This window comes from Amycolatopsis alba DSM 44262, assembly GCF_000384215.1.
GTDB lineage: Bacteria > Actinomycetota > Actinomycetes > Mycobacteriales > Pseudonocardiaceae > Amycolatopsis > Amycolatopsis alba.
The window spans coordinates 5,605,444-5,616,772 of record NZ_KB913032.1 but is presented as its reverse complement, the minus strand read 5'-3'; the positions used below and the strand labels follow the sequence as shown (position 1 = coordinate 5,616,772).

The following is an 11,329-nucleotide window of genomic DNA, read 5'->3' as shown; positions in this document are numbered from 1 at the left end:
ACCCCTTGGAGCGGGGGCATGGCACTCCCGGCGGTACCACTGTCGTATGCGCAGAACTTAGCGTGACAGGGGCGGTGGGATGACAACGATCGGGAGGACAGCGATGATCAAGCGTCTGTTGAAGGTCGTGCTTCGCCACGGTTGCTGCTCGGCGTGCACCGGTCAGGGCTGCGGCTGCTGCGACGCCTGTAAGTAGTTCAGGGGCGGACACCCGCGATATGAGTGTTCGCGCGGCGGACGTCGGCGGCGAGGGCCCCTACCTCGATCACCCGGCGTCCGGCCGCCTCCAGTGTCTCGGCGCCGACGCAGTCGACGAACACCGACGGCTCGCGCCAGGCGAACACGACGCGCGGGAGGCCGGCGTCGAGGATGAGCTGGGTGCAGCTCCGCGGATGTGATGTCCGGGAGCTGCACGGCTCCAGCGACGTGTACATCGTCGCCTCCGCCAGTCTCGGGTCTCCGGGTTCGAGTTTGGCGAGCGCGGCTTCTTCGGCGTGGTTGGCGGGATCGCCGTCGCCCGAATAGCCGGTGGAGATCACTTCGCCGTCGGCGTCGGTGATGACAGCGCCGACGCGGAACGTGCGCGGCGGGCAGTTCTCGGCCAGCGCGATGGCCTCGCGCAGGCGCAGAATGTCCACTTCGGACGGTTCTGGCGTCGCGTGGTATTCCAGCACGGCGATTTCGCCCAGCCGGGTGTTTTCGACGAGCGTGAGTCCTCGCGGGAACGCGCCTGGTCCGGTGAACCGCGGAGCGCGCGGATCACCGACGAAGAACGGCGCGACGGCCAGGTGCAGTTCGTCGACGAGCCCTTCGGTGAGGAACTGTGTGTGGATCGCGCCGCCGCCTTCGACCATCAGCCGCCGGACGCCCCGCGCGTGCAGGTCGGCCAGCAGACCGCGCAGATCCGTCAGCTCGACGACGGTCGCCTTCACCCCGGTGACGACGCCGGGCGGCGCGTAGACCAGCTTCTCCACGTCCCCGACGGTGAAGAACTTCGCGGCCGGGTCGAGCGACCCGCTCCGGGTGAGCGTGACCTTGACCGGCTGCTCCGGACGGCCCGCCGCGACCCGCCCGGCGACCAGCTCCGGCGAGCGGACCAGCAACCGGGGGTCGTCCGCGCGGACCGTGTTCGCGCCGACCAGGATCGCGTCCGACGCGGCGCGCAGCCCGTCCACCCTGGCCCAGTCGTCCTCGTTGGACAGCACTAGCCGGGTGTCGGTCGCGTCGTCGAGGTAGCCGTCCAGTGAGACAGCGGCGGACAGCAGGACATGGGGGCGTTCGGTCACGTCCGCCAGTATGCCCCCGCTAAATCGGTCGCACCGCGGACGCGTGCGGGCTAGGCTGGCCCGATGTTCTTGTGAGACGAACCTGCGCCCTCATCCACCTCCTTCGCAGGGAGTCTCATGTCTTCTTCCTTGACGCTTTCCGACGTCACCTTCACCTGGCCGGACGGCGTTCCGGTATTCGAGCGCCTCTCGCTCACCATCGGGGTGGGCCGAACCGGCCTGGTCGGCACCAACGGATCCGGTAAGTCCACGCTGCTCAGGCTGCTGGCCGGTCGCCTGAAGGCCACCACGGGCTCGGTGACCGCGCCCGGCGAACTCGGCTACCTGCCCCAGAACCTCGTCCTCGACACCGAACGCCGCGTCGACGACGTGCTGGGCGTCACCGCGATCCGCGCGGCGATCAGGGCCGTCGAGAGCGGTGCTGCCACCGAAGAGCACTTCGCCGCCATCGGCGACAACTGGGACGTCGAGGAACGCACCCGCGCGATCCTCGACAGGCTCGGCCTGTCCGCCGTCCGGCTGGATCAGCGGGCGGGCGAACTGTCCGGCGGCGAACTCACGCTGCTCGGGCTGGCCGCCCTGCTCCTGCGGCGGCCCGCCGCGCTGCTGCTCGACGAGCCGACGAACAACCTCGACCTGCGGGCCCGCGAACTCGTGCACCGCGAGGTGGCGGCCTGGAGCGGGATCCTCGTGGTCGTCTCGCACGATCGCGAACTGCTTCAGCTCGTCGACCGGATCGACGAGGTCCGCGACGGCGAGGTGACGACGTACGGCGGCAACCTCGCGGACTACGAACACGCCGTCGAGGTCGCCCAGGAAGCCGCGCGGCGGCATCTGCGCGCGGCGGAATCCGACGTCAAGCGGCAGAAGCGGGAGCTGGTCGAGGCCGGGATCAAACTCGCCCGGCGCGCCCGCTACGGCCAGAAGATGTGGGACCAGAAGCGCGAGCCCAAGGTGCGGATGCGCAAACGCCAGGAGGACGCGCAGATCGCCGCGGGCAAGCACCGGAACCTGCACACCGACAGGCTGGAGGGCGCCGTCGAAGCGCTGAAGGCCGCCGAGGACCTGGTGCGCGAGGACGCCGAGATCCGCGTCGAACTGCCGGAGACCACGGTCCCGCGAGGGACGGACGTGCTCCGGATCGACGCCGTGCCCCGATTCGGCCCGGCGGTGAACCTGCACGTCATGGGCCCCGAGCGGATCGCGCTCACCGGCCCGAACGGGTCGGGGAAGACCACCCTGCTCCGCACGATCACCGGCGAGCTCCCGCCGAAGTCGGGCGAAGTGGGGCTGTTCGTGCCCGCCAGGCTGCTCCCCCAGCGGCTCGACATCCTCGACGACACGCTGTCCATTGTGGACAACGTGCGGCTGGTCGCGCCGTCGCTCACGGACAACGAGATCCGCGCGCGGCTGGCGCGGTTCCTGTTCCGGGGCACGACGGCCGACCGCGAGGTCGCGTCGCTGTCCGGCGGGGAACGGTTCCGCGCGACACTGGCGACGCTGCTGCTGACCGAACCGACGCCGAGACTGCTGCTGCTCGACGAGCCGACGAACAATCTCGACCTGGCGAGTGTCCGCCGGCTCACCGAGGCGTTGCTGGCCTACCGGGGCACGCTGATCGTGGCGAGCCACGACCGGCCGTTCCTCGCCGACATCGGCATCACGAGGTGGCTGAACACGGAACTCACGTGATCAGAGCCGTAACTCGCGTGATCAGAGCCGTAACACGATTCAGCACGTGAGTTCCGCCTTCAAGCACGCGAGTTACGGGTTCAAACACGCGAGTTACGGGAATCAGGCGTCGAAGTCCACGGTGACGGCGTCGGACACCGGCACGGACTGGCAGGTGAGCACGAACCCGGCGTCGACTTCGGCCTTCTCCAGGGCGAAGTTGCGCCGCATGTCCACCTTGCCGTCGCAGATCTTCGCCCGGCAGGTGCCGCACACTCCGCCCTTGCAGGCGAACGGCAGGTCCGGCCGGTACTTCTGCGCGCCGTCGAGCAGGGAGGACTCGCGCGGCAGCGTCATCGTCGTCGACCGGCCGTCGAGGACCAGCGTCACTTCGCTGGACGAACCCACGACGGCCGGGTCGACGTGCCGCACCGGCTCCGGCGGAGTGTCCACATAGAACAGTTCCTGGTGGATCTTCTCTTCGGCCACGTCCAGGGAGCGCAGGAGTTCCTGCGCGCCGGTCACCATCTCGAACGGTCCGCACAGCCACCAGTGCGAGACGTCCTCGACCGGGATCAGCACGGTGCACAGGCGCCGCAGCTTTTCGACGTCGAGCCGTCCGGTGAACAGTTCTGCCTCGCGCGGCTCACGGGAGAGCACGTGGACGAGTTCGAGCCGCGCGGGGTGACGGTCCTTCAGATCCGCGAGGTCGTCGGCGAACATGACCGTGTCCGTGCGGCGGTTTCCGTAGAGCACGGTCACCGTCGCGTCGGAGTCGCTGAGCAGCGAAGACGCGATCGACAGCACCGGCGTGATCCCGGACCCGGCCGCGATCAGCACGTGGTGCCCGGCGGCTTCGAGATCGGGGCTGAAGCTGCCGGTGGGCGGCGCGACCTCGATCTCGTCGCCGGGTTTCACGTCGCGCACGAGCCACGACGAGAACAGCCCGCCCGGCACCTCGCGCACACCGACCCGCGGGGCCGCCCCGGCGGGCGCGCAGATCGAGTACGAGCGGCGTTCGTCGCGGCCCTCGACCTCGCGGCGCAGGGTCAGCGACTGACCGGCCTTGAAGCGGAAGGTTTCGGCGAGGTCTTCGGGCACGTCGAAGGTCACGGCGACGGCGTCGTCGCACAGCCGCTGGACGTCGGACACCTTCAGGGTGTGAAACCCGGTGCGGCGCAGGATCGCGGTCACGCTAGATCTCCTTGACGTGTTCGAACGGTTCGAGGCAGAACCGGCAGCGGCGCAAGGCTTTGCACGCTGTCGCACTGAACCGGGACTGCTCCTCGGTGTCCGCCGAACCACAATGGGGACAGCGGACCGAGGACACCGCCGGGCTCAGCGTGAGCGGGATCGGGCCGGTCCGCCGCGGCGCGGCCCCCGGCGGCGCGATCCCGGCCTCGGCCAGTTTCCGTTTGCCGTCTTCGGTGATCCAGTCGGTGGACCACGCCGGCTGAAGCACCGTGCGGACCTCGACGTCGCCGTAGCCCGCGCCGGTGAGCGCGTGGACGAGGTCGTCGCGCATGGTGTCCATCGCCGGGCACCCGGTGTAGGTCGGGGTGATCGCCACGACCACCCGACCGCCGGATTCGGACACTTCACGCAGCACGCCGAGGTCGGCGAGGGTGAGCATCGGCAGCTCCGGGTCGGTGACCGTGGCCGCCACGGCGTACGCGGTCACCATGTCGCGTCCGGGTGTTCCCTGGCGACGCTCTGCAGGGTCGCCAGCAGGAAGCCCATCCGCTCGGTGTGCACGCCGTCGCGGCCCATCCGGCCGGAAACCCCGGCGAGCGCGCCGACCTCGGGCCGGGTCAAGTGAGCGACGGCCAGCACCTGGTCGAGGATCGCGTCGAATTCGGGCCGCAGCGACGGCGACTCGACGAACTCGACCTCGTGCGCGGCGAAAAGCTCGCCCACGTACGGCCAGACCGCGTCGAGGCCTTCCTGCATGCGCTCGTGGGACAGCTCCGTGCCGTCGCCGAGCCGCACGGCCCACTGCGCGGCGTAGTCGCGGTGGTAAGCGACCTCTTTGACGCCCTTGTCCGCGATGGCCGCCAGCACCGGGTCCACAGAGGACTGAAGCCGTTGCAGCAGGGCCAGCCGCCAGATCGAGAACACCAGCAGCCGCGCGATCAGATGCCCGAAGTGCCCGCCTTCGAGTTCGGCGAGGCGGACGTTGCGGTACTCCTGCTCGCCCCGGAAGAACGCGTACGAATCCTCGGTGCGCTCGCTGCCGTCCGCTTTGCCCGCACGGGCGAGCAGCAGCCGGGCCTGTCCGAGCAGGTCGAGCGCGATGTTGGCGATCGCGACCTCGTCCTCGAGCTCGGGCGCGTTCGTGCACCACTCCTGCAGCCGGTGCGAGAAGATCAGCGCGTCGTCGCCGAGCATCAGGCAGTAGGCCGCCAGCCGCGCACCGTCCACACCGGACGGAACCGTGGTGTCCACACCGGACAGCGGATCCTCGAACCCGGTGCCGAAGGCCCAGCGCGAGTCGTTTTCCTCGGTGATCGCCTCGTAGGCGTTGTCGAAACTCATGTCAGATGTGGGGGACGTTGTCGGGGATGTCGTAGAACGTCGGGTGCCGGTACACCTTGTCGCCGCTGGGCGCGAAGAACGGGTCCTTCTCGTCCGGTGAAGACGCCGTGATGTCGGACGCGCGCACGACCCAGATCGACACGCCCTCGTTGCGGCGGGTGTACAGATCCCGCGCGTGGTGCAGCGCCATGTCGTCGTCCGCCGCGTGCAGCGAACCCACGTGCACGTGATTCAGCCCGCGCTTGCCCCGGACGAAAACCTCGTACAACGGCCAGTCGTGCTTCATGCCGAAACCTCTTTCTTCGCCGCGTGGGCGGCCGCGGCTTCCCGCACCCATGCACCGTCTTCCTGCGCCCGGCGCCGGTGCGCGACGCGCTGGGCGTTGCAGGGGCCGTTGCCCTTCAACACGTTCTTGAACTCGTCCCAGTCGACGGCGCCGAAGTCGTAGTGCCCGCGTTCGGCGTTCCACTTCAGGTCCGGATCCGGGAAGGTGACACCCAGCGCCTCGGCCTGCGGGATGGACATGTCGACAAAGCGTTGCCGAAGCTCGTCGTTGGTGTGGCGTTTGACCTTCCACGCCATCGACTGCGCGGTGTTCGGCGAATCCGCGTCCGGCGGGCCGAACATCATCAGCGACGGCCACCACCAGCGGTTCACCGCCTCCTGCACCATCTCCCGCTGCTTCTCGGTGCCGCGCATCATCGTCATCAGCAGTTCGAAACCCTGCCGCTGGTGGAAGGACTCCTCCTTGCAGATGCGGATCATGGCGCGGGCGTACGGCCCGTACGAGCTGCGGCACAGCGGGACCTGGTTGCAGATCGCCGCGCCGTCGACCAGCCAGCCGACCACGCCGACGTCGGCGAAGGTCAGCGTCGGGTAGTTGAAGATCGACGAGTACTTCTGCCTGCCGTTGATCAGCTTGTCGGTCAGGTCCGCGCGGTCGGCGCCGAGGGTGGCCGCCGCCGAGTACAGGTACAGGCCGTGCCCGGCCTCGTCCTGCACCTTGGCGAGCAGGATCGCCTTGCGCCGCAAGGAAGGCGCGCGGGTGATCCAGTTGCCCTCGGGCTGCATGCCGATGATCTCCGAATGCGCGTGCTGCGCGATCTGGCGGATCATCGTCTTGCGGTAGCCCTCGGGCACCCAGTCGCGCGGTTCGATGCGCTGGTCACGCTCGATGGTCGCCTCGAAGTGCTTTTCGAGGTCTTCCTCGGGCAATGTGGCTGTCATGACTGCTCCTTCGCCACCAGGGTCAGGACGTCGTACTTGGCGACCGAGTCGCCGTCGGCGTTGGTGACGTCGGCGTCCCAGCGGACCTCGCCGTACTCCTGGTCGATGCGCGGGGTGATCTGCTTGGCGGTCAAGGTCACCGTGAGGGTGTCGCCGACCTTGACCGGGGTGAGGAACCGCAGGTTCTCCAGGCCGTAGTTGGCCAGCACCGGACCGGGCTCCGGCGAGACGAACAGGCCGGCGGCGAAGGAGACCACGAGGTAGCCGTGCGCCACGATCCCGCCGAACAGCGGGTTCGCCGCGGCCGCTTCGGGGTCAGTGTGCGCGTAGAAGGTGTCGCCGGTGAACTCGGCGAAGTGGTCGACGTCGGACTGCAGGACCTCACGCGGCCCGGCGACGACCGAGTCGCCGATCTTCAGTTCAGCCAAGGACTTCCGGAACGGGTGGACGTCCTCCGCGTTGCGCGGCGCGCCGGTGACCCAGCGGCCGGTGACCGTGCTCAGCACGGCGGGCGAACCCTGGACGGCGGTGCGCTGCATGTGGTGCAGCACGCCGCGGACGCCGCCCATCTCCTCGCCGCCACCGGCGCGGCCGGGGCCACCGTGCACCAGCTGCGGCATCGGCGAACCGTGTCCCGTCGACTCCTTGGCGTCTTCGGCGTCCAGCACCAGCAGGCGGCCGTGGTACGGCGCGACACCGAGGACGACCTCGCGCACGAACTCCTGGTCCGCGGACACGATCGAGCCGACCAGGCTGCCGCCGCCGCGTGCCGCGAGCTCGATGACCTGCTCGGTCGAGGTGTAGGGCAGCAGCGTCGACACGGGTCCGAACGCCTCGACCTCGTGCGGCTCGGAACGCTCCGGGTCGGCCTTCAGCAGCACCGGCGAGATGAACGCGCCACGTTCGGCGTCCGCGCCGACGACGTCGACCTGCTCCGGGTCGCCGAAGACGACCGTGCCGACGTCCAGCAGCGCCTTGAGCGATCGCCGGACCTCCTCGCGCTGCTCCAGGCTGGCCAGGGCGCCCATCCGGACCCCTTCGGCGGTGGGGTTACCGACGACGGTCTTCGCCAGTCGCGCGCTCGCGGCCTCGGCGACGGCGTCCAGCAGGTCGGCGGGCACGAAGGCACGGCGGATGGCGGTGCACTTCTGGCCCGCCTTGACCGTCATTTCCGTGGTGAGCTGCTTGACGAAGAGGTCGAACTCGGTGGTGCCGGGCCGCGCGTCCGGGCCGAGGATCGACAGGTTCAGCGAGTCGGCCTCGGCGTTGAACCGGACGGAGTTGCGCACGATCGCGGGGTGCGTGCGCAGCTTCTGCGCGGTGGACGCGGAGCCGGTGAACGAGACGAGGTCCTGGGCGGTGACGTGGTCGAGCAGGTCACCGACGCTGCCCGCGACGAACTGCAGCGTGCCCTCGGGCAGGATGCCGGATTCGATGATGATCTCGACCAGCCGCGCGGTCAGGTACGAGGTCTGGCTGGCCGGTTTGATCAGGCTGGGCACACCGGCAAGGAACGCGGGCGCGAACTTCTCCAGCGGGCCCCAGACCGGGAAGTTGAAGGCGTTGATCTGGACGGCGACGCCGCGCAGCGGGACGGCGATGTGCTGGGCGACGAAGGTGCCGCCCTTGCTCAGCGGCTCGACGTTGCCGTCGACGTAGACGGTGTCGTTCGGCAGTTCGCGCTTGCCCTTGCTGGAGTAGGCGAACAGGACGCCGATACCGCCGTCGATGTCGACCATCGAGTCACCCTTGGTGGCGCCCGTCCTCGCCGAGAGCGCGTACAGCTCTTCGCGGTGTTCGCGCAGGTGGGAGGCCAGAGCCTTCAGCAGTGCGGCGCGCTGGTGGAAAGTCAGCTCACGCAGCGCGGGGCCACCGGTGCGGCGGCCGTACTCCAGCGCGGCGGCGAAGTCGATGCCCTCGGAGGAGACACGGGCGACCTCCTCGCCCGTCGAGGCGTCGTGCAGCGGTACTCCGTCAGTTCCCGCCGTGTGCCACCCGCCGGAGACGTAGCTGCGCAGCAATGCCATTAGTCGACCCTTCACCATGGTGGGATTTACAGACCGTCCGTTCAGTAATTGACTGTAGCCCGTGACCGGGGTCTTGCAAACCCCCTGTTGGCGGGGGACCCTTGACATCCGCCCGAAAACACGCCTTTACTGGCGACACCCATTAACAACCGTCCGTTCGGTCAGTAACTAGGTGGTTTCGGTTTGACTAACGCCGCGCACACGATGTTCGCCGACGACCTGGCGTCCAACGCGCTGGGCATCGAACTGGTCGAGGCCGCCGAAGGGCACGCCGTCGCCACCATGCGGATCACCGAAACGATGGTCAACGGGCACGACATCGCCCACGGCGGCTATGTCTTCCTGCTCGCCGACACGACGTTCGCCTGCGCCTGCAACAGCCACGGCCCGGTGACGGTCGCGTCCGGCGCGGAGATCTCCTTCGTCGCCGCGGGCAAGCTCGGCGACCACCTCATCGCCACCGCCACCGAGCGGACCCGCTACGGCCGCAACGGCATCTACGACGTCACCGTGCACCGGGAGACCCCCGACGGCCCGGAGGTCGTCGCCGAATTCCGCGGCCGCAGCCGCACCATCCAGAAGGCATGACGATGACTTTCAGCGACGACGCCGAAAATCTGACCATCGACGAACTCCAGGCGCTGCAGCTGAAACGCCTCCGGTGGACGCTGCGGCACGCCTACGACAACGTGCCGTTCTACACCCGGAAGTTCGACGAGGCCGGGGTTCACCCGGACGACTGCAAAACGCTGGAAGACCTGGCGAAGTTCCCCTTCACCACCAAGCAGGACCTGCGCGACAACTACCCGTTCGGCATGTTCGCCGTGCCGGAGTCGGAGGTCAGCCGGATCCACGCGTCCAGCGGCACCACCGGGAAGCCGACCGTCGTCGGGTACACCGCCCAGGACATCGACACCTGGGCGACGGTGATGGCCCGGTCGATCCGCGCGGCGGGCGGGCGGCCGGGCGACAAGGTCCACGTGGCCTACGGATACGGCCTGTTCACCGGCGGCCTCGGCGCGCATTACGGTGCCGAGAAGCTGGGCTGCACAGTGATCCCGGCGTCGGGCGGCATGACCGCACGCCAAGTGCAGATCATCACCGACTTCAAACCCGAGATCATCATGGTCACCCCGTCGTACATGCTGACGCTCCTCGACGAGTTCGAGCGACAGGGCGTCGACCCGCAGTCGAGTTCGCTCAAGGTCGGCATCTTCGGCGCGGAACCGTGGACCGAGCAGATGCGCACGGAGATCGAGGAACGCGTCGGCATCGACGCCGTCGACATCTACGGCCTGTCCGAGGTGATGGGCCCCGGCGTCGCGCAGGAATGCGTCGAGACCAAGGACGGGCTGCACATCTGGGAGGACCACTTCTTCCCCGAGGTGATCGACCCGTTCACCGAAAAGCCCACCGACGCCGAGGGCGAACTGCTGTTCACCTCGCTCACCAAACAGGCGCTGCCGATCATCCGGTACCGCACGCGCGACCTCACCCGGCTGCTGCCGGGCACCGCGCGGCCCGCGTACCGGCGGATGGAGAAGGTGACCGGGCGCAGCGATGACATGATCATCCTGCGTGGCGTCAACGTCTTCCCCACGCAGATCGAGGAAGTCGTGCTGGTGACCCCCGCGCTCGCGCCGCATTTCCAGCTGATCCGGTCCACGAAGGGCCGGATGGACCACCTGACCGTCCGTGTCGAGGCACGCCCGGACGCGAACCCCGACCAGCGCGCCGAGGCCGCCGCCCGGCTGATCGCCGGAGTCAAGGACGGGGTCGGCGTGAGCGTCGGCGTCGAGGTCGTCGACCCGGACACGCTGGAGCGTTCGCTGGGCAAGATGCGCCGCGTACTCGACGAACGGGACCGCGGTTGACCACCCCGGCACGCCGGGGGCGCCCCGGCTACGACCTCGAGTCGCTGCTGCAGGTGGCCGTCCGGCTGTTCAACGAACGCGGCTACGACGGCACCAGCATGGAGGACCTCTCCCGCAAGCTCGGCATCACGAAATCCGCGATCTACCACCACGTGCCGAGCAAGGAGGAGCTGCTGCGGCTCGCCGTCGACCGCGCGCTGAACGGCCTGTTCGCCGTCGCCGCCGAGACGGAATCCTTCGAGGGCAGGGCGATCGAGAAGCTGGAGCATCTGGTGCGGGGCAGTGTCCTCGTGCTGGTCGAGCAGCTGCCGTTCGTGACGCTGCTGCTGCGGGTGCGCGGCAACACCAAGATCGAGCGGGCGGCCCTGGCGCGGCGGCGCGAATTCGACCGGCTGGTCACGGACCTGGTGAAACAGGCCGAGACCGAAGGCGACGTGCGGCCCGACATCGATCCCGCGGTCACCGCGCGGCTGCTGTACGGCATGGTGAACTCGCTGATCGAGTGGTACCGGCCGCGCCGGGGCTCGGCGGGGACGGAACTGGCGGACGCGGTGTGCAAGATCGCTTTCGAGGGCCTTCGGGCCCAGTAACTGGCGGAACCCCCCGCCGCAACTCGCGTGCCCGAAGCCGCAACTCGCGTGCCCGAAGCCGCAACTCGCGTGATTGAAGCCGTGACTCGCCTGACCGGAGCTGTTCCGGCTCCAGACAC

At 68.9% G+C, this 11,329-nt stretch carries 11 protein-coding genes; 4 read left to right on the top strand and 7 right to left on the bottom strand.

Translation table 11 applies throughout. From position 1 onward, the window contains the following. Positions 1–197: 197 nt before the first annotated feature. On the bottom strand, positions 198–1,286 hold the full coding sequence (locus AMYAL_RS0126595) for a dihydrofolate reductase family protein (protein WP_020634311.1): 1,089 nt from the start codon (positions 1,284–1,286) through the stop codon (positions 198–200). 117 nt (positions 1,287–1,403) lie between these two features. On the opposite strand from AMYAL_RS0126595, the gene AMYAL_RS0126590 reads away from it, so the two are divergent. Further along, on the top strand, positions 1,404–2,978 hold the full coding sequence (locus tag AMYAL_RS0126590; RefSeq protein WP_020634310.1) for an ABC-F family ATP-binding cassette domain-containing protein: 1,575 nt from the start codon (positions 1,404–1,406) through the stop codon (positions 2,976–2,978). 102 nt (positions 2,979–3,080) lie between these two features. On the opposite strand, the gene paaE is transcribed toward AMYAL_RS0126590, so the two are convergent. From paaE to paaZ, 6 genes are read right to left on the bottom strand one after another with little or no spacing between them, the layout of a single operon-like run. Continuing rightward, positions 3,081–4,151, bottom strand: coding sequence for a 1,2-phenylacetyl-CoA epoxidase subunit PaaE (paaE, locus tag AMYAL_RS0126585; protein WP_020634309.1), 1,071 nt, complete (start codon positions 4,149–4,151; stop codon positions 3,081–3,083). 1 nt (position 4,152) lies between these two features. Further along, positions 4,153–4,641 (bottom strand): 1,2-phenylacetyl-CoA epoxidase subunit PaaD, encoded by a 489-nt coding sequence (paaD, locus tag AMYAL_RS0126580; protein ID WP_020634308.1) that lies wholly within the window; start codon positions 4,639–4,641, stop codon positions 4,153–4,155. After that, the gene (gene paaC, locus AMYAL_RS0126575; protein ID WP_020634307.1) at positions 4,635–5,492 is read right to left on the bottom strand and encodes a 1,2-phenylacetyl-CoA epoxidase subunit PaaC; all 858 of its coding nucleotides are present in this window, start codon (positions 5,490–5,492) and stop codon (positions 4,635–4,637) included. Before paaC ends, paaD begins: the two co-directional genes overlap by 7 nt. 1 nt (position 5,493) lies before the next feature. Further along, positions 5,494–5,778 (bottom strand): 1,2-phenylacetyl-CoA epoxidase subunit PaaB, encoded by a 285-nt coding sequence (paaB, locus tag AMYAL_RS0126570; RefSeq protein WP_005168080.1) that lies wholly within the window; start codon positions 5,776–5,778, stop codon positions 5,494–5,496. Next, entirely contained in the window at positions 5,775–6,719 is a 945-nt protein-coding gene (gene paaA, locus AMYAL_RS0126565) for a 1,2-phenylacetyl-CoA epoxidase subunit PaaA (RefSeq protein WP_020634306.1), read from the bottom strand. Before paaA ends, paaB begins: the two co-directional genes overlap by 4 nt. Then, entirely contained in the window at positions 6,716–8,746 is a 2,031-nt protein-coding gene (paaZ, locus tag AMYAL_RS0126560) for a phenylacetic acid degradation bifunctional protein PaaZ (RefSeq protein WP_020634305.1), read from the bottom strand. The genes paaA and paaZ overlap by 4 nt, the downstream gene beginning before the upstream one ends. A 204-nt stretch (positions 8,747–8,950) precedes the next feature. Between paaZ and paaI the strand changes: the two genes are divergently transcribed. Genes paaI through AMYAL_RS0126545 form a run of 3 tightly spaced genes read left to right on the top strand, consistent with a single transcriptional unit; the run spans position 8,951 to position 11,210 of the window. Continuing rightward, positions 8,951–9,334: a hydroxyphenylacetyl-CoA thioesterase PaaI gene (paaI, locus tag AMYAL_RS0126555; RefSeq protein ID WP_020634304.1), complete on the top strand. Its 384-nt coding sequence runs from the start codon at positions 8,951–8,953 to the stop codon at positions 9,332–9,334. Then, complete coding sequence (gene paaK, locus AMYAL_RS0126550) at positions 9,331–10,620, top strand: phenylacetate--CoA ligase PaaK (RefSeq protein ID WP_020634303.1); 1,290 nt, start codon at positions 9,331–9,333, stop codon at positions 10,618–10,620. The genes paaI and paaK overlap by 4 nt, the downstream gene beginning before the upstream one ends. Beyond that, positions 10,617–11,210, top strand: coding sequence for a TetR/AcrR family transcriptional regulator (locus tag AMYAL_RS0126545; protein ID WP_020634302.1), 594 nt, complete (start codon positions 10,617–10,619; stop codon positions 11,208–11,210). The genes paaK and AMYAL_RS0126545 overlap by 4 nt, the downstream gene beginning before the upstream one ends. Positions 11,211–11,329 lie beyond the last annotated feature (119 nt).

Coding starts and splice junctions, on each gene's coding strand:
- AMYAL_RS0126590 (WP_020634310.1), top strand. CDS start 1,404: ATGTCTTCTTCCTTGACGCTTTCCGACGTCACCTTCACCTGGCCGGAC.
- paaD (WP_020634308.1), bottom strand. CDS start 4,641: ATGGTGACCGCGTACGCCGTGGCGGCCACGGTCACCGACCCGGAGCTG.
- paaC (WP_020634307.1), bottom strand. CDS start 5,492: ATGAGTTTCGACAACGCCTACGAGGCGATCACCGAGGAAAACGACTCG.
- paaB (WP_005168080.1), bottom strand. CDS start 5,778: ATGAAGCACGACTGGCCGTTGTACGAGGTTTTCGTCCGGGGCAAGCGC.
- paaA (WP_020634306.1), bottom strand. CDS start 6,719: ATGACAGCCACATTGCCCGAGGAAGACCTCGAAAAGCACTTCGAGGCG.
- paaZ (WP_020634305.1), bottom strand. CDS start 8,746: ATGGCATTGCTGCGCAGCTACGTCTCCGGCGGGTGGCACACGGCGGGA.
- paaI (WP_020634304.1), top strand. CDS start 8,951: ATGTTCGCCGACGACCTGGCGTCCAACGCGCTGGGCATCGAACTGGTC.
- paaK (WP_020634303.1), top strand. CDS start 9,331: ATGACGATGACTTTCAGCGACGACGCCGAAAATCTGACCATCGACGAA.